We start from the raw sequence: 20,448 nt of genomic DNA on the forward strand, positions 1-20,448 counted from the left end.
TCAGGACATGACTACTGATTCAACGATCTGGCCGAGCATTTCTTCAGCCTCGGACAGGAAAGTTTCATCGCGCGGGATCTGGAAGTGCCCGCAATCCAGCCATTCGCCGCCCATGCCCGGCTGTCCCAGTTGCGCTGCCAGCTCCAATGCCTCGGCTTCGCGACCCAAGGTCCACCAGCACGTCGGGTTGACGGTCAACGGCGCACAACGCTCAAGCTTGAGCGACAACTGCTTGAGCCGGCGCGCCACGCTGAACACCTGCGCCAGTTCTTCGGCACCCAGTGCCACATAAGTCGACGCCCCGCGCTCGGCGCTCATCGCACGCTGGAACAGCGCACGCAGATTGTGCGGCGTTTCTTCACCGTCGATGGACAAGCCCGGTGCGGCGTCCGGCAGCGTCACCTGCAGGAAGTCGCGCAGGTCGGCTTGCCAGTCATCGACCGCCCCGGCGTCAACCGCCGCCGACGGCACGAAGCTGTCGACCAGCCCGACAAACTTGACCTGTTGCCCGGCCTGTTCCAGTTGCGCGGCAATCAACATCGCCAGCGTTCCGCCCAGCGACCAGCCGAGCAGGTGATACGGCCCCTGCGGCTGTTTCTGGCGAATCTGCGCCAGGTAATCACTGGCCATTTCCTGCAGCGAGGTGTCGTTGAACGCCGGATCCAGCAGCATCCGCGACTGAATCGCCAACACCTGGCGTTGACCGCTCAAGCGCCGCGCCAGCGGCTCGTAATCGAACACCGTGCCGAAACCGGCATGCAGGCAGAACAGCGGCGCCACGCCCCTGACCTCGGCGTTCATCGCCAGCAACCCGGAGGCTTTTTCCGCCGTGCCCTGAACGCTCGCTACCAGTTCGCCGATGCTCGGTTTCTGCATCAGATCGCGCAGTTTCAGGCTCAGGCCCTGAGCCTTGAGCACACGGCTGCGGGCCACCACTTGCAGGCTGAGGATCGAGTCGCCACCCAGTTCGAAGAAGTTGTCGGTGAGCCCGACCCGTTCGATTTTCAGCACTTCCTGCCAGATCTTCGCCAGGGCTTTTTCCAGCTCGGTGCGCGGCTCGACGTAGGCCAGCCGCTGTTCGGCGTCCGGATTCGGCAGGGCCTTGCGGTCGAGTTTGCCGTTCGGCGTCAGCGGCATGCGCTCAAGCACCATCAGGTGTGCCGGCACCATGTAATCCGGCAGGCTGGCCTTGAGTTGCTCGCGCAGACGTTCGCCCAAGCCGTCGGCTGGCGTCTCGGCAGCGGCCAGTACATAGCCGAGCAGTTGCTTGCCGCTGACGCCCTCGCGGGCCACCACGGCAGCGTCACGCACGCCCGGCTGCTGCTTGAGGCGCGCTTCGATTTCACCCAGCTCGATGCGGAAACCACGGATTTTCACCTGATGGTCGATCCGCCCGAGATAGTCGACAGTGCCGTCGGCACGTTGGCGCACCAGGTCGCCGGTGCGGTACAGGCGACTGCCGTCGGCGCTGAACGGGTTGGCAACGAAACGTTCGGCGGTGCCACCGGCACGCCCCAGATAACCGCGCGCCAACGCACCACCCAGGTACAACTCACCGGCAATGCCGGCCGGCAGCGGGTTCAGGTCGCTGTCGAGCACATAACCGCTGCGCTCGCCGACCACGCTGCCGATTGGCGCATAGGCCGCGCCGCATTGATCGTCGACCGCGGCCTTCCAGATCAACGGCGTGACCACCGTTTCAGTCGGGCCATAGCCGTTGATGATGTACTGCGGTTGCAGTGCGCGTTTGGCCAGTTCGAAACTCGCCACCGGCACCGCATCCCCGCCGAAACAGTAGATTCGTACCGGCGGCGGATTGCCGTGCTGTTCGGCGTGTTCGGCCAGTTGCTGCAGGTACACCGGCGGGAACGCGGCCACGGTCACGCCATGCTGTTGCAGGGCGTCGTAGGTCTGTTCGGCCGTCCACAGGCTGTCGTCACGGATCAGCAAACGCGCGCCGTGAGTCAGGGTGGTCAGCCAGCGCTCATGCGCGCCGTCGAAGGCGAACGACATGAAGTGCAATTCGCAATCGGCCGCGCTCATTTCGTAACGCTGGCCGATTGCCTGGCAGTGCATCGCCAGCGGTCCGTGCGCCACGCCGACACCTTTCGGCTGACCAGTGGAGCCGGAGGTGTAGATCACGTAGGCCAGGTTGCCCGGCTGCACCGCGACCTGCGGCGCCGAATCCGGCCGAGCGCGCAGATCCAGCTGATCGAGTTCCAGCACCTGCAGGTTGGCCTGGGTCGGCAGCACCTGACGCAGACTCGAATCGCTGAGCAGCAAGGCGATGCCCGAATCGTGCATCAGATAACTCAAGCGCTCGCGCGGATAGGTTGCGTCCAGCGGCACGTAGGCACCCCCGGCCTTGAGCACCGCCAACAGCGCGACGATCATGTTTTCGCTGCGTGGCAGGGCCACACCGACCCGCACTTCCGGACCGACACCTTCGGCGATCAGCGCATGTGCCAGACGATTGGCCCGCGCGTCGATCTGCCCGTAGCTGAAGGCTTGCTCATTGAAGATCACGGCGGTTTGTTCGGCACGCTGTGCGGCCCAACCGGCAATGCGCTGGTGCACCAGCGTAGTCTGCGCTTGCGCGACAACGTCCGGTGCGGGCGCGACTTGCCCGGTCGGCAGACCGATGCGTCCCAGCGCCTGCCCGGCGTCCTGAACCAGTGCCGTGAGCAGGCCTTCCATGTTGCTGCGGATGCCTTCCACAGTCGCCAGATCAAAATGTTCGCGCAGGAACATGTACTCGATCACCAACCCGTCTTCGAGGGTGACCATCAGGTCCATCGGGAAATTGGTCAGGCCCGAGTTATTGATCTCGCCAAACTTCAGCGAATCATCGCGCCACTCGCGCAGCGCCTGATCGATCGGGTGGTTCTCGAACACGATGATGCTGTCGAACAGCGACTGCCCGGCACGCCCGCCCCAACGCTGGACGTCGGTCAGCGGGGTGTACTCGCGCTCGCGCAGTTCCAGGTTGAAGTCCTGCAACTCGCGCAACCAGGCGCCCACGGCCTGCTCGGCCGGCACGTCCTTGATCACCGGCAAGGTGTTGATGAACAGGCCGAGGATCGATTCCGACGCCGGCAGACTCGCCGGACGCCCCGCCACCGTGGCGCCGAACGCCACGCAACGCTGGCCACTGTAACGGCTGAGCAGCACCAGCCACGCGCCCTGCACCAAGGTGTTGAGGGTGACCTGCTGCGACTGGGCAAAGGCTTTCAACTGTTCGGTGCGGGCCTCGCCCAGACGGCTGTACAGCGCCTGGTGACCGCGACCGCTGCCGGTACGCGTCACTGCGTCCGCCAGATAGGTCGGTTCGTCGAGCCGGCTCAGGTGCTGACGCCAGAAACCTTCGCTGGCGTTCGCGTCCTGCTGTTGCAGCCAGTTGATGTAACCGCGATACGGCACCGCGTCGGCCAGTGGTCGTCCGGAATACTGGCTCAGCACCTCACCGATCAACTGCGAACTGCTCCAGCCGTCGATCAGAATGTGATGGTAGGTCCAGATCAGCTGATAGCTGTGCTCGCTGACTTGCACCAGCGTCAGCCGTTGCAGCGGTGGCCGGTCAAGGTCGAAGCCCTTGGCCCGCTCGGCATCCGCCAGGCCTTGCAAGGCCTCGGCCGAATGATCCTGCTCACGCCAGTCAAGCAGACTGAACGGCAACTGCGGATCGGCGAGGACGAATTGCAGCGGCTCGGCCATGTCCTGCCAGAGGAAGCCGGTGCGCAGAATGTCGTGGCGACGGCTGACGCTTTCCCACGCAGCTTGCAGACGCAGCGGCTCAAGGCCCTGCACCGGAACGCTCAACTGGTTGACGTACAGGTCCGATTCCGGCGAATTCAGGCCGAGGAACAGCATGCCCTGCTGCATCGGCGACAAGCGATAGAGCCCGTCGAGTTGCCCCGCCGGCAGTGGCAGTTGCGCCACTTGCGCCTCGCTCAAGCCGTGCAGCGGCAGGTCGATCAGCGCCGGCTCCGGCGCCACACGCCCTTCGGCAGCTTGCACGCACAGGGCCAGTTGCTGAATGGTCGGTTGCTGGAACAGGTCTTTCGGGCTCAGCTCCAGCCCTTGCTGACGGGCGCGACTGACCACCTGAATCGAGATGATCGAATCGCCGCCCAAGGCAAAGAAACTGTCATGGGTGCTGACCTGCTCAAGGCCCAATACCTCCTTCCAGATCTCCACCAGCGCCTGCTCGGTGGCATTCGCCGGTTCGACATGCAACTGCGCGGAACTCAGCTCCAGTGCCGGCAGGCGCTTGCGATCGATCTTGCCGTTGGGGGTCAGCGGCAGCTGCGCCAGCCACAGGCGATGGTTCGGCACCATGTAATCCGGCAGGGTCGCGCCCAGCCAGTTGCCGAGGGTTTGCTGCAGTGCGGCCTGTTGCTCGGCGCTGGCGTCGATGATCGCCGGATCGCTCGGCACCAGATAGGCAATCAGTTGCTGACTGCCCGACACTTCGCTGGCGACGACCACCGCTTCACGCACGGCGGCATGCGCCAGCAGACGCGCTTCAATTTCGCCCAGCTCGATACGCAAGCCGCGAATTTTCACCTGATGGTCGATCCGGCCCATGTACTCCAGTTCGCCCTCCTCGCGCTCTCGAATCAGGTCGCCGGTGCGGTACATGCGCTCGCCGTTGTCGACGAAAGGATTCGGCACGAAGCGCTCGGCGGTCATCGCCGCACGTCCCAGATAACCGCGCGTGATGCCGGCGCCGGACAGGTACAGCTCCGCCGAAACGCCCTGCGGCACCGCGTGCAGATCGGCATCCAGCAGATGGCTGGCGCTGTGCTCGAGCGCACGCCCGATCCGCGCCTGACCACCGGCACTGCGGCGGGTCCAGGTCGAGTAGGTGGTGTCTTCCGACGGGCCATACAGGTCGTAAACATGCTCGACCGTCGGCTGCTGATACAGCGCCTCCACCAGCGCTTGCTTCAGCGGTTCACCCGCCAGATTGATGATGCGCACGCTCGACGGAATCTGCCCGGAACGCTGCAGCGCGGCGATCGCCGATGGCACGGTGTTGATCAGGCGCACCTGATCGCGGGCCGGCAGTTGCGGCAGCTCCAAGGCATTACGGGCGATGATCAGCGAGCCGCCGTTGGCCAGGGTGACAAACAGTTCCCACACCGACAGGTCGAAGCACACCGAAGTGGAAGCCAACACGCCTTGAATGTCCTCGCGGCTATAGACCTTGGCCGACCAGTCGATCAGCGCCATGACGTTGCGATGGGCAATCGCCACGCCTTTTGGTTTGCCGGTGGAACCGGAGGTGTAGATCACGTAGGCGAGGTTGTCCGGAGCGACCGATGTTTGCGGCGCGCTGCTCGGAAAAGCGCTCAACGAAAGCTGATCCATCAGCAGCACTTGCGTATCGCCCGGCACACTCAGAGTCGCGGCAACGGCCTGCTCGGTGAGCAACACCCGCGCGCGGCTGTCTTCGAGCATGTAAGCCACGCGATCCGCCGGGTAATCCGGGTCCAGCGGCACATAGGCGCCACCGGCCTTGAGCACCGCGAGCAAGGCAATCAGCAACTGCTCGGAACGCGGCATGGCCACGCCCACCCGCACTTCCGGACCAACACCCAACTCAAGCAGTTTGTGCGCCAGACGGTTGGCCTGCGCGTCCAGTGCGGCGTAGGTCAGTTGCGTATGGGCGAAGGTCACCGCCAAGGCATCCGGGGTCGCCGCCACCTGACGGGCGATGGCTTGATGGATGCATAGATCGGTGGAGAAGTCGGTGTTCGCCTGCGGGCTGTGCTCGATCAGGTTCAGCTCACTGAGCGAACGCTGCCCCGACTCGCTCATCTGCCCGAGCAAGCGCTGCAGATACCCGGCCAGTTGCACCACGCTGTGCGCGGCAAAGCTTTCGCACTGGTAGCTGAAGTGCATCGACAACTCGTCGCTCAAGTGCACCAGCAGCGTCAGCGGATAGTTGGTCTGCTCATGATTGTGGATTTCACCGAAGCGCAATTCTTGCGGTGCGCCCTGCGCCAGCGCCTCGGACACCGGGTAGTTCTCGAACACCAGAATGTTGTCGAACAGCGCCTCACCGTTGCGCTCGGCCCAGCGCTGAATGTCGAACAGCGGGGTGTGCTCATGCTCGCGCAAGGCCAGGTTCTGCGCCTGCACGCTCTGCAACCATTCGCCAACGCTCGATGGCGAATGCGGACTGGCGATGACCGGCAAGGTGTTGATGAACAGACCGATCTGCTGCTCGACCCCTTTGAGCTCGGCCGGACGCCCCGCCACCGTGGCGCCGAACGCCACACACGGCTGGCCGGTCAGGCGCTGCAACAGCAGCAGCCATGCCGCTTGAATCAGCGTGTTGAGGGTGACTTTCTGCTGGCGCGCAAACTCGCCCAGACGCCGCGTCTGCTCAGCGTCGAGTACGCAGAAATGTTCACCATGGCCGTCGCGCGGTGCATCGCCGCGCTGCGCCTGCAACGCTTGCGCGAGCAAGGTCGGCGCTTGCAGGTCAGCCAGTTGCGCGGTCCAGTAACGTTCGCTGGCCTGCACGTCCTGGCGCTGCAGCCATTCGATGTAATCGCGATAACGCCCGGCCAGTGGCGGTTGGGCAACCCCGCTGTAGCGTTGCAGGACTTCGCCGAGCAACTGCGAGTTGCTCCAGCCGTCCATCAGGATGTGGTGGTTGGTGTAGATCAAATGGCAACGCTGCTCGTCCAGCCGCACCACGACCATGCGCAACAGCGGCCCTTGGCTCAGGTCGAAACCTTGTGCCTGTTCGGCTGCGGCCAGCGCATTCAGATCGCTCTGACAATCGTCACGATCACGCCAGTCGAGGACGCGGAACGGCATGTCCAGTTGCTTGTGCACCACCTGCACCGGACGCGCCAGTTCACCCTGCCAGACAAAGCTGCTGCGCAGGATGTCGTGGTTGTCCACCGCCGCTTGCCAGGCTTGCTGGAAGCGTTGCGGATCGAGGCCTTCGACATCGAGCCGGACCTGGTTGATGTAATCGTCGGTGGCCTGCTCGTAGAGGCTGTGGAACAACATGCCCTGCTGCATCGCCGACAGCGGATACACATCGGCGACCTGGCGCGGTGCCAGCGGGAACTGATCAAGCTGCGCCTGCGTCAGGCCGGCCAACGGGAAGTCCGACGGGGTCAGGCCTTCGACGCCCGGGGTCAGGCAATGGCCGATCAATGCCGCGAGTTCTGCGGCGTAATCTGCGGCCAGGGCTTCGATCACCGCGCTGTCGAAGCGCTCACTACTGAACGTCCAGCCCACCCGCAGCTCGCCGCCATACACCTGACCGTTGAGGGTCAACCAGTTGCCCAGCGGCGCCTCCGGGCTCTGATCGAGGCCGGCGTTGTCCGGCGACGGCACGAACAGCGCAGCCTCGTCGCCGGCGAAACTGCCGTCGAACTGCCCAAGGTAGTTGAAGGTGATGCGCGGGCTCGGCAAGGCCTGCAGGCTCTGCTGCGCCTGCGCATCACCAAGGTAACGCAAGGCGCCGAAACCGATGCCCTTGTTGGGGATCGAGCGCAGTTGTTCCTTGATCTGCTTGATCGACTCGCCAAGCGTCTCTACCGGCGTCAGGCGCACCGGGAACAGGCTGGTGAACCAGCCCACCGTGCGGGTCAGATCGACACCGTCGAACAGTGCTTCGCGGCCGTGGCCTTCGAGCTGGATCAGCGTCGACGCCTGCCCGCTCCAGCGTCCAATGACTCGCGCCAGCGCCGTCAGCAACAGGTCGTTGACCTGAGTGCGGTATGCCGCCGGGGCCTCTTGCAGCAGTTGCCGTGTCAGCTCGGCGCCGAGGCGGGTTTGTACGGTCTGGGCCAGACGATTGTCCTCGCTGGCGTCAACGCGTTTGCACGGCAGATCGGTACTCACATCGCTCAGGCAGGCCTGCCACCAAGCCAGCTCTGCCTGCAACGCCGGGCTGTTGGCGTAACGTTGCAAATGCTCGCCCCAGTCCTTGAAGGCGCTGGTCCGGGACGGCAGGCTCAACGGCTGATCATTCAGCAATTGCTGATAAGCGTTTTGCAGGTCTTCCAGCAGAATCCGCCACGACACGCCGTCCACCGCCAGGTGATGAATCACCAACTGCAGACGCTGCGTGCCATCGGCCAGAGTTGCCAGCACCGCACGCAGCAGCGGCCCGTGTTGCAGATCGAGGCTGCGCTGGGCGCGATTACCCAAGGTTTCAAGAGCGGCGGCATCGGCCACGTCCTCCTGCCAGAGCAGGTTCTGCGGCAGCGCTTCGACCGCGCGGTGCTCGGCCTGCCACACGCCATCGCGCTGGGTGAAGCTCAGGCGTAAGGCATCGTGATGAGCCACCAGTGCGCGCAACACTTGCTCGACTTTTTCAGCGTCCAGCGCCTGCCGCGGTTGCAGCAGCACCGACTGGTTCCAGTGATGACGCTGCGGAATCTCGTCGGCGAAGAATTGCTGCTGGATCGGCAGCAGCACCGCTGCACCGCTCGCGGCTTGCTGATCAATGGTCGATTCGTCGCCACCCCACTGCGCGACCAACGCCAGACGCTGTACGGTCTGGTGCTGGAACAGGTCTTTGGGATTGAGGCGAATGCCGGCCTGACGGGCACGGCTGACCACCTGGATCGAGATGATCGAGTCGCCGCCCAATTCGAAGAAGTTATCGTGGATGCCGACTTGCGGCAGCTTCAGCACGTCCTGCCAGATCGCCGCCAGCCCCTGCTCCATCGCGCTTTGCGGCGCCTGATAGGTCTGCTGCGCCTGGCTGGCGTCCGGTGACGGCAAGGCGTTGCGGTTGAGTTTGCCGTTGGCGGTCAACGGCAATTGCGCCAGCAGCAACAGGTGCGCCGGGACCATGTGATCAGGCAGATTGGCCTTGAGTTCGGCGCGCACGCTGTCGCGCCACAGCGCCTGTTCGGCCGGGCTTGCGTCGAGCAGCGCGGCGTCGCCTGGCACCAGATACGCCACCAGTTGCTGACCACTGAGGCCCGGCTGCGCCAGTACCACGGCCTGGCGCACGGCAGCCTGTTCCAGCAGCTGCGCTTCGATCTCGCCAAGTTCGATACGGAAACCGCGGATTTTCACCTGATGGTCGATCCGCCCGATGTACTCGATCACGCCGTCGGCGCGGTAGCGCGCCAGGTCACCGGTACGGTACAGACGCCCGCCATCGGCGGCGAACGGGTCGGGAATGAAGCGCAGGCTGGTCAGGTCCGCGCGGTTCAGGTAACCGCGAGCCAGGCCGGCGCGACCGACGTACAGCTCACCGATACAACCTTTGGCGACCGGATTCAGATCACCGTCGAGCAAGTACCAGGACAGGTCCGGGATCGGCTCGCCGATCGGGCTGCTGGCGTCACGCTGCAAGTCGGCCAGCGTAATCGGCCGGTAGGTCACGTGCACGGTGGTTTCGGTGATGCCGTACATGTTGATCAGTTGCGGTGCCTGATCGCCGAAACGCTCGAACCACGGACGCAGGCTCTTGACCTCCAGCGCCTCGCCGCCGAACACCACGTAACGCAGCGCCAGTGCTTGCGCCGCGTGCTGCGGGGCGCACGCCACTTGCATCAATTGCTTGAACGCCGACGGCGTTTGGTTGAGCACGGTGACGCCTTCGCGGCAAAGCAGGGCGAAGAAATCTTCCGGCGAGCGGCTGACCTCGTAAGGCACCACCAGCAGTCTGCCGCCGTACAGCAGTGCCCCGAAAATCTCCCACACCGAGAAATCGAAGGCGTAGGAATGGAACAGGCTCCAGACATCCGCGGCACCGAAATCGAACCACGCAACAGTGGCCTCGAACAGGCGCAACACGTTGCGATGGGCCAGCAACGTACCCTTCGGCTGACCGGTAGAACCGGAGGTGTAGATCACGTAAGCCAGGTTGTCCGGGCTCATGCGCACCTGCGGATTGCTGTCGCTGTAGCCTTCCAGACCGTCACGTTCCTGATCGAGCATCAGGCTGCGCAGCGAATCCGGCACCGGCAGACGACCCAGCAGATGACTCTGGGTCAGCAGCAAGGCGATGCCGCTGTCGCCGATCATGTAGCTCAGGCGTTCTTCCGGATACGTCGGGTCCAGCGGCACATAGGCGCCGCCGGCCTTGAGAATCGCCAGCAGGCCGACCAGCATGTCGAGGCTGCGCTCCACCGCCAGACCGACGCGCACATCCGGGCCGACACCGCTGGCAATCAGCTTGTGGGCCAACTGGTTGGCGCGACTGTTGAGCTCGCCGTAGCTCAGGGACTGCCCGGCACAGCTCACGGCAATCGCTTGCGGGGCGCGGGCGGCTTGTTGTTCGATCCGTTGATGCAGGCACTGCTCGCTCGGGAAATCGCGGATGGCCGGGTTCCACTGCTGCAAGGTCGCCGCACGTTCGGCGGCGTCATGCAGCGGCAGTTCGGCGATGCGCTGAGTGCTGTCGGCGACGATGCCTTGCAGCAGACGGGTCCAGTGTTGCGCCAGGCGCTCGATGGTCTCGACGTCGAACAGGTCGGTGGCATAGGTCAGCTCGGCCCAGACGTTGTCGCTCGATTCAAAAGTGTTCAGGGTCAAGTCGAACTGCGCAGTACTGGACGCCCAAGGCAAGCCTTCAATCGCCAGTTTTGGCAGCCGCGTGGCGCCCTGCGCCTGACGCACCTGGCTCTGGTGGTTGTGCATCACCTGGAACAGCGGGCTGTGGCTGAGGCTGCGCTCCGGTTGCAGCGCGTCGACCAATTGCTCGAACGGCAGATCCTGATGCGCCTGCGCGCCGAGTACGGTGTTTTTCACTTGCTGCAGCAGGCTGCGGAACGTCTGCTGACTGTCGAACTCGGCCTTGAGTACCTGGGTGTTGACGAAGAAACCGATCAGGCCTTCGGTCTCGACCCGGTTGCGGTTGGCCACCGGCACCCCGACGCGGATATCGGCCTGACCGCTGTAGCGATGCAGCAAGGTCTGGAACGACGCCAGCAACAGCGCAAACAGCGTGACGTTCTCGCGCTGCGCCAGGTGCTTGAGCGCGGTGGCCAGTTCGAGGCTCAGCGGGATCTCGCGACGGGCGCCACGATAGCTCTGCTCGGCTGGACGCGGACGGTCGGTCGGCAGCTCCAGCAGCGGTTGATCGCCATCGCCGAGTTGTGCGGTCCAGTAGCTCAATTGCCGCTCGCGTTCACCGGCGTCCATCCACTGTTTCTGCCACGCGGCGTAGTCGGCGTATTGCACCGGCAGCGCCGGCAATTGCACGTTCTGGCCTTGGCTGTAGGCGGCATACAACGCCACCAGCTCATCGACCATGACATTCATCGACCAGCCGTCGGAGACGATGTGATGCAGGGTGATGACCAGCGCGTGGTCATCGGCGGCCAGCCGCAGCAGTTTGACCCGCAGCAACGGGCCTTGCTGCAGATTGAACAGGTGCAGGGTTTCGGCGGCGACCAGCGCTTGCAGCGCCGCCTCGTCGAGCTCCGCCGCCACGTCCTGCACCTGCAGATCGAGCGTGCCGTGAGCCTGGATCACTTGCAGGGTCTGACCCTGCTGTTCGACGAAGCAGGTGCGCAGCGATTCGTGGCGCTCGATCAACGCGTCGAAGCTGCGCTGCAACGCCGGCAGATCCAGCTCACCGCGCAGACGCAACGCCGCCGGCACGTGATAAGCGGTGCTGGTCGGTTCCAGTTGCCAGAGGAACCATTGACGCTCCTGGGCATAGGACAGCGCCAGCGGTTGCTGGCGTGGCAAGGCAACAATCGGTGGCTCCCGATGCGCCTGATCGACACCCAGCGCGGCGACGAAGTCTTCCAGCGTGCTGTGTTCGAACAACGTGCGCAGCGGCACCTGCACGTTCAGCGCCTGACGTACGCGCGAGACCACTTGCGTGACCAGCAACGAGTGGCCGCCCAGTTCGAAGAAGTTGTCACTCAGGCCAACGCGATCAAGCTTGAGCACCGCCTGCCAGATTTCGGCAACGCTGTGCTGAGTGGCGGTTTGCGGGGCGATGTAAGTCGATTGCAGCTGGCTGGCGTCGGGTGTCGGCAAGGCTTTGCGGTCGACTTTACCGTTCGGCGTCAGTGGCAGTTGCGCGAGGAACAACAGATGCGCCGGCACCATGTATTCCGGCAGCTCGGCCTTGAGGCTGGCTTTCAATGCGGCGCGCAGTCCGCCTTCATCAAAAGCGTCGGCGGTCGGCACCACATAGCCGACCAGTTGCGGTCCGGTCGGGCCGTCCTGAGCGACTACGACGGTTTCGCGCACGCTATCGAGGGCGAGCAAACGCGCTTCGATCTCGCCGAGTTCAATCCGGAAACCACGGATTTTCACCTGATGGTCGATCCGCCCGATGTACTCGATCACGCCTTCGGCGCGGTAACGGGTCAGGTCGCCGGTGCGGTACAGACGCGCGCCGGTTGTCGAAAAGGGATCCGGGACAAAGCGTTCGGCAGTCAGGCTCGGGCGCTGGAAGTAACCACGAGCGAGGCCGTCGCCGCCGATCAGCAATTCCCCCGGGGCGCCGAGCGGATTGAGCTCCAGGTCGCTGCCGAGGATGTACAACGCGGTGTTGTCGATCGGCGTGCCGAGGAATGGACGGCTGTTGTCCGCACTCAAGGCGTGCTGCGCCGACCAGATAGTGGTTTCGGTCGGGCCGTAGAGGTTCCACACCCTCGGCGTCAGTGCCAGCATGCGTTGCGCCAGTTCCTGCGGCAGCGCCTCACCGCCACAGAGGAACGTGCGGCCCGAAAGGATGGGCGCCTGTTCGTTGTCCAGCAGCATGCGCCAGGTCGAAGGCGTGGCTTGCAGCGCCGTCACGGCATGACGCTCGATCAGTTCGAGCACCGCTTGCGGGTCTTGATGCACATCCTTGCCAGTCAGCACCACACAAGCGCCGGCCAGCAATGGGCCGTAGATTTCCAGGCCGAAAATATCGAACGAGAAGGTGGTCAGCGACAGCATGCGATCGGCGGCACAGAGGCCCGGCTGCTTGATCATGCTCGCGACAAAGTTGCTCAGCGCCGCGTGGCGCACCATCACGCCTTTCGGTTTGCCGGTGGAACCGGAGGTGTAGATCGTGTAGGCCAGATGCTCGCCATTGACTGCAACGTCCGGCGCGCTCTGTGGATAAGCCGCCAGCCACTCGCGAGGTTGATCCAGCAGCAGCGTTTGCACACCCGGCGGGATCGGCAGCTGCGTCTGCAAATGGCTTTGGGTCAGCAGCAATTGCAGGCCGCTGTCCTCAATCATGTAGGCCAGGCGATCCTGTGGATACGCCGGGTCCAGCGGCACATAAGCGCCGCCGGCCTTGAGGATCGCCAGCAGGCCGACAATCATTTCCACGCTGCGCTCGACGGCGATACCGACCAGTTGATCCGGGCCGACACCGGCCTCGATCAGCTTGTGCGCCAGTTGATTGGAGCGGGCATCCAGCTCGGCGTAGCTCAGCACGTGTTCGCCGATGATCAGGGCAGTGGCCTGCGGCGTTTGCTGGGCACGCCGGGAGAAATCCTGCTGCACGCATTCGGCTAGCGCAGTGCGGTCGGCGCTGCGCAACCAGTCCTGCAACAGCACGCCGTGTTCGGCGCTTTCCAGCAACGGCAATTCGCCGACGCGCTGGCTCGGCGAGGCGACGATGCCACGCAGCAGGTTCTGCCAGTGACGCGCCAGACGCTCGACGGTTTCAGCTTTGAACAGATCGGTGGCGTAGGTCAGCTCGGCGGCAAAGCCGTCGCTGGACTCGTAGGTATTCAGCGTCAGGTCGAACTGCGCGGTGCGCCCTTCCCACTGCACGTCCTCGACACTCAGTTGCGGTAACTGCGCGGCGCTGCGGCCCTGATCGCGACTGGTCTGGTGGTTGAACATCACCTGGAACACCGGACTGTGGCTCAGGCTGCGCTCCGGTTGCAGCGCTTCGATCAGTTGCTCGAACGGCAGATCCTGATGGGCCTGCGCATCCATCGCCGCCTGCTTGACCTGAGCCAGCAACTGGTTGAACGGCAATTGCCCGCTGACTTCGGCATTCAGCACCTGCGTGTTGACGAAGAAGCCGATCAGGCCTTCAGTCTCGACCCGGTTACGGTTGGCGGTCGGCACCCCGACGCGAATCTGCGCCTGACCGCTGTAGCGATGCAGCAACGCCTGGAACGACGCCAGCAGCAGCATGAACAGGCTCGCACCTTCGCGCTGCGCCAGCTGTTTGAGGGCGTCGCCGAGGTCTGCCGGCAGGTTCAGTTCCAACCGCGCACCGCGCAGGCTTTGCACGGCCGGTCGCGGGAAATCGATCGGCAGTTCCAGCACCGGCTGCTCGCCGCCCAGGGTCTTGACCCAGTAGGCCAACTGGCGCTCACGCTCGCCCGCTTCCAGCCAGTGGCGCTGCCAGATCGCGTAGTCGGCGTACTGTATTTCCAGTTCCGGCAGGCTCAGCGGCTGCCCGGCGGTGTCGGCGGCGTAATGCTCGATCAGCTCGTTGACCAGGACTTTGATCGACCAGCCATCGGCGATGATGTGGTGCTGGATCAGCACCAGCACATGGTCGTCTTCGGCCACTTTCAGCAGCGCCACCCGCAGCAGCGGGCCCTGCTGCAAATTGAACGGGCGTGCGGTTTCGCTCTCGACGAAGGCCTTGATCGCGGCGTCTTCCCCGGCGGCGTCGAGGCCCTCCGGCAATGGCGTCAGGCTGATGCTCAGCGGCAGCTGCGGGTGAATCACCTGGCAAAAGCTTTCACCCTGTTCGGCGAAAGTGGTACGCAAGCTTTCGTGACGCGCCGCCACCGCGTTGAAGCTGCGCTCCAGCGCTGCCACATCCAGCCGGCCCTTGAGGCGCAGGGCGCTGGGGATGTGATACGCGGTGCTGTGCGGGTCCATTTGCCAGAGGAACAGTTGACGTTCCTGAGCGTACGACAGAGGAATCGCCGCAAACCCGGAACGTGTTTCCGGGATCGGCAGGTTGGCCGGAGAGACGCCCTCTTCGAGCATCTTTTCCAGGTACAGCTTACGTTTGTCCAGCGGCAGAGTGATAAAGCGCTTGGCTACCCTCAAAGCAACACTCTTGTCCATCAGACTTCCTCCATATCGTCAAGCAGGGCTTCCAGCTTGCTCAGTTTCTGTTCGTTGATTGCCCCGCCTCCTGTATCGAGTCGAGCGACAAAATCGCTCAGGACGGGGTGCTGGAATAACAGTTGCGGGGTCAGCGTCAGGCCCAGTTCCAGGGCCATGCGCGATACCACGTTGACCGCCAGCAGCGAGTGCCCGCCGAGTTCGAAGAAGTGATCGTTCAGACCGATGCGTTGCACTTCGAGCACTTGCTGCCAGATCGCCGCGACCTGTTGCTCAAGCTCACTGTGCGGCGCGACATACGCGGCCTGCATCTGGCTGGCATCGACCGCCGGCAGGGCCTTGCGGTCGAGTTTGCCGTTGGGGGTCAGTGGCAACTGCTCAAGGAACAGCAGGTGCGCGGGAATCATGTAGTCAGGTAACGAAGACTTGAGGCCAGTCTTTAGTCCCTCGCGCAGTTGCCGCTGCGCGTCGCCGTCGTGCATGTTCAATTGCGGGGCAACCACATACGCCACCAGTTGCGCACCGCTGTCGCTGTCGACGGCCAGCATCGCCGCTTCGCTGACCGTCGGCTGGGCGAGCAATTGCGCCTCGATCTCCCCCAGTTCGATGCGGAATCCACGAATTTTCACCTGATGGTCGATCCGGCCCATGTACTCCAGCTCGCCCTCCTCGCGCTGACGAATCAGGTCGCCGGTGCGGTACAGGCGCTCGCCGTTGCCGCCGAAAGGATTCGGCACGAAGCGCTCGGCGGTCATTGCCGCTCGCCCCAGATAACCGCGCGTGATGCCGGCGCCGGACAGGTACAGCTCCGCCGAAACGCCCTGCGGCACCGGGTGCAGATCGGCATCCAGCAGATGACTGGCGCTGTAATCGAGCGCACGCCCAATCCGCGCCTGACCGCCAGCGCTGCGGCGGGTCCAGGTCGAATAGGTGGTGTCTTCCGACGGGCCGTACAGGTCGTAGACGTGCTCGACCGTCGACTGCTGATACAACGCCTCCACCAGCGCTTGTTTCAGCGGTTCACCCGCCAGATTGATGATGCGCACGCTTGGCGGAATCTGCCCGGCACGCTGTAGCGCAGCAATCGCCGACGGCACGGTGTTGATCAGGCGCACCTGATCACGGGCCGGCAGTTGCGGCAGCTCCAAGGCATTACGCGCGATGATCAGCGAGCCGCCGTTGGCCAACGTGACGAACAGCTCCCACACCGACAGGTCGAAGCACACCGAAGTCGAGGCCAGTACGCCTTGAATGTCGTTACGGCTGTAGACCTTGGCCGACCAGTCGATCAGCGCCATGACGTTGCGATGGGCAATCGCCACGCCTTTCGGTTTGCCGGTGGAACCGGAGGTGTAGATCACGTAGGCGAGGTTATCCGGCTGCACCGCCGTCTGTGGTGCAACCGTCGAATAGCCGCTCAGCGACAACTGATCCAACAGCAGCACTTGGGTATCGACCGGCACACTCAGAGTCGCGGCAACGGCCTGCTCGGTGAGCAACACCCGCGCCCGACTGTCTTCGAGCATGTAAGCCACGCGATCGGCCGGGTAGTCCGGGTCCAGCGGGACATACGCACCGCCAGCCTTGAGCACCGCCAGCAAGGCAATCAGCAACTGCTCGGAACGCGGCATGGCCACGCCCACGCGCACTTCCGGGCCGACGCCCAACTCAAGCAGTTTGTGCGCCAGCCGATTGGCCTGGGCATCCAGTTCGGCGTAGCTCAGTTGCTTATGGGCGAAGGTCACCGCCAAGGCATCCGGGGTCGCCGCCACTCGATGGGCGATGGCTTGATGGATGCACTGCTCGGTGACGAAATCGCTGTTCACCGGCGGGCGGTGTTCGATCAGGTTCAGCTCGCTGAGCGTGCGCTCACCAGCATCCGCCATCTGGCTCAGCAGACGCTGCAGATGCGCGCCCAACTGCGCCACGCTGGCCGCCGCGAAGCTGTCGCGCTGGTAACTGAAATGCACCGACAGTTGCGCGCCCATGTTCACCAGCAGGGTCAGCGGATAGTTGGTCTGCTCCTGATTGGCCACCGCGCCGAAGCGCAGACCCTGCGGCGCACCGCGTTCCAGCGCTTCGCCGATCGGGTAGTTCTCGAACACCATCAGGCTGTCGAACAGCGCGTCACCGCCCTGCCCGGCCCAGCGCTGAATATCCGCCAGCGGCGTGTGTTCGAACTCGCGCGAGGCGAGGTTCTGCGCCTGCACCGCTTGCAGCCAGGCGATCACGCTCTGCTGCGCGGACGGCGCAGCGATCACCGGCAGCGTGTTGATGAACAGGCCGATCTGCGCTTCGGCACCCGGCAGGTCCGCCGGGCGCCCGGCGACGGTGGCGCCGAACGCCACGCAATCCTTGCCGGTGTAGCGCTGCAACAGCAGCAGCCACGCCGCTTGCACCACGGTGTTGACGGTGACTTTCGCGGCCCGGGCAAACTCGCCCAGGCGCTGGCTCAGCTCAGCGTCGAGCACCTGGTAATGATCGCCATAACCCACGCTCGGCAAACCGGCGTGCGGCCGTGCGATGGCATTGGCCAGGCGCGTCGGTTCCTGCAGATTGCCCAGCGTCGCCCGCCAGTAGGCTTGCGCCGCCGCGCCATCCTGACGTTGCAGCCAGGCGATGTAATCGCGGTAGCGACCTGCGCCACGGGCGACCGCTTCGCCGCTGTAGTGCTGCAACACTTCGCCGAGCAACTGCGCGCTGCTCCAGCCGTCCATCAGGATGTGATGGTTGGTGTAGATCAAGTGATAACGCTCGGCTGCAGTGCGCACCAGCACCAGACGCATCAGCGGTGCGCAACTCAGATCCAGACCCAGTGCGCGCTCCTCATCGGCGAGGGTTTGCAGCGCTGCCTCCAGATCAGTTCTGTCGTGCCAGTCGAGCACGCTGAACGGCACCTCGACCTGACGCTGCACCACTTGCACCGGTTGCGGCAGATCGCCTTGCCAGAAGAAACCGCTGCGCAAGATGTCATGCGCATCCACCGCCGACTGCCACGCTGCGCGGAAGCGTTGCGGATCGACGCCGTCGACGTCCAGGCGCATCTGGTTGATGTAGTCGCCATTGCCGTGTTCGAGCAAGGTGTGGAACAGCATGCCCTGCTGCATCGGCGACAGCGGATAGATGTCGTCGATGCCTTGCGGCTCCAGCACCAGCGCATCCAGTTGCGCTTGCGACAGTTGCGCCAGCGGGAAGTCCGACGGCGTCACGCCACGGTTGGCAGTGTCGCAGCAGTGGCCGATCAGCGCGGTCAGTTCCTGCACATAGTCGTCGGCCAGACGCTGAATGACGGCGGTGTCGAACATCGCGCCGCTGTAAGTCCAGCTCAGGTCCAACTCACCGCCGAACACCTTGCTGTTGAGCGCCAGCGGATTGCCCAGCGGCCCTTGCAGGTTGACCTCTGCGCCGCCGGACTCGCTGGTCGGCACGAACAGAGCATCGCTGGCGGCATCGAAGCTGCCATCGAACTGGCCAAGATAGTTGAAGGTCAGGCGCGGCGCCGGCAAGGCTTGCAGGGCGGTACGTGTCGGCTCATCACCGAGGTGTGCGAGTGCGCCGAAGCCAATGCCCTTGTAGGGGATCGCCCGCAGTTGTTCCTTGATCTGCTTGAGCGACGCGCCGAGCTCGGCGGCCGGTGCCAGGCGTGCCGGGAATACGCTGGTGAACCAGCCCACGGTGCGGGTCAGATCAATGTGTTCGAACAGGTCTTCGCGACCATGACCCTCAAGCAATACCAGGGCATTGTCGTCCCCGGTCCAGCGCACCAGCACCCGCGCCAACGCGGTCAGCAACAGGTCGTTGACCTGGGTGCGATAGGCCGCCGGGGCTTCCTGCAACAACTGACGGGTCAGGGTCTGATCGAGTTTGCGGCGCAGGGTCAGCGCCTGATCGTGTTGCTGACCACCCTGCGGACGGTCGTAAGGCAAAGCCGCCGAAGCGCCGTGCAACTGCTGCTGCCAGAAGCCCAGTTCGGCCTGCAACGCAGGCGTTGTGGCGTAGTCCTGCAACGCTGCCGCCCAGGCTTTGACTGCACTGGTCTTGGCCGGCAATTGCACAGGCTTACCTGCGAGGAGCTGGCGATAAGCGTTTTGCAGGTCTTCAAACAGAATCCGCCACGACACGCCATCGACCACCAGGTGATGGACGATCAGCAGCAGGCGCTGACTGCCATCAGCCAGGTTCGCCAGCACCGCGCGGATCAGCGAACCGCCGCTCAGTTGCAGACTGCGCTGGGCCTTGTTGCCCAGTGCCTCAAGGGCGGCGAGATCAGCGACCTCAACCTGCCAGAGGATGGTTTCCCCCGCTTGCGTGGCAACGTCACGGTAATGCGCCGACCAGCCCGCGGCCTGCTCGACAAAGTCCAGACGCAAACTGTCGTGCTGAACGACCAACGCATCCAGCGCCTGCTCCAGAACCTGAGCATCCAACGCCTGCGTCGGCTTGAGCATCACCGACTGGTTCCAGTGGTGACGGTCGGGAATCGCCTCGGCAAAGAATGCCTGATGAATCGGCAACAGCGCGGTTTCACCGGTTTGCGCATGCTGATCGATAGGCTGCACCGCCTCGCCGGTCTGCGCGACTGTAGCGAGGGCCTGAATGGTCTGGTGCTGGAACAGGTCTTTGGGACTGAAGCGGATCCCGGCCTGCCGCGCCCGGCTGACCACCTGAATCGAGATGATCGAGTCGCCGCCCAGTTCGAAGAAGTTGTCGCTGACACCGACTTGCTCAAGCTTGAGCACGTCTTGCCAGATCGCCGCCAGTTGCTGTTCCAGCGCCGTCTGTGGCGCGAGGTAGGCCTGTTGCAGTTGGCTGACGTCCGGTTTTGGCAGGTTCTTGCGATCAAGCTTGCCGTTCGGCGTCAGCGGCATGCGTTCAAGACGCAGGACATACGCCGGCACCATGTGCGCCGGCAGGCTGGCCTTGAGCTGCGCGCGCAGGTCTTCGGTGAACTCGGCACGGGCCGAATCACCGATCACGTAGGCCACCAGACGCTTGCCACTGCCGGCGCTGCCTTCCTGCGCCACGACCACTGCTTCGCGCACGCCGTCGAGGGCTTGCAGCGCCGCTTCGACTTCGCCCAGTTCGATACGGAACCCACGAATCTTCACCTGATTGTCGATGCGATCCAGATAGTCGAACGTGCCGTCGACGCGCTGGCGCACCAAGTCACCGGTGCGATACAGCAAGCCGCCATGGGCGCTGAACGGGTCGGCGACAAAACGCTCGGCGGTCAGCCCCGGACGGTTCAGATAACCCCGCGCCAACCCGGTACCACCGAGGTACAGCTCACCGGCCATGCCTTGTGGCAGCAGGTTCAGATCGGCGTCGAGCACGTAGGCGCTGCGGTCGCCGATCCGGCTGCCGATCGGCGCGTAAGCGGCACCGCATGGCTCTTCACGGCCAGCCTTCCAGATCAACGGCGTGACCACGGTTTCGGTCGGGCCGTAGCCG

At 64.2% G+C, this 20,448-nt stretch carries 2 protein-coding genes (1 of these 2 running past the window's edge); both read right to left on the reverse strand.

Translation table 11 applies throughout. The features are described 5' to 3' along the window. Positions 1-14,997 (reverse strand): non-ribosomal peptide synthase/polyketide synthase, encoded by a 14,997-nt coding sequence (locus AB1J88_RS11140; protein ID WP_430291075.1) that lies wholly within the window; start codon positions 14,995-14,997, stop codon positions 1-3. Beyond that, positions 14,997-20,448, reverse strand: the 3' end of a protein-coding gene (locus tag AB1J88_RS11145) for a non-ribosomal peptide synthase/polyketide synthase (RefSeq protein ID WP_430291076.1). Its footprint extends 6,869 nt past the window's final position; only the last 5,452 of its 12,321 coding nucleotides appear in the window; the start codon falls outside the window, past its right edge — the gene reads right to left on this strand; it ends in the stop codon at positions 14,997-14,999. Before AB1J88_RS11145 ends, AB1J88_RS11140 begins: the two co-directional genes overlap by 1 nt.

It is taken from the genome of Pseudomonas sp. S8, assembly GCF_050473925.1.
In the GTDB taxonomy this organism is placed as follows: domain Bacteria; phylum Pseudomonadota; class Gammaproteobacteria; order Pseudomonadales; family Pseudomonadaceae; genus Aquipseudomonas; species Aquipseudomonas parakoreensis.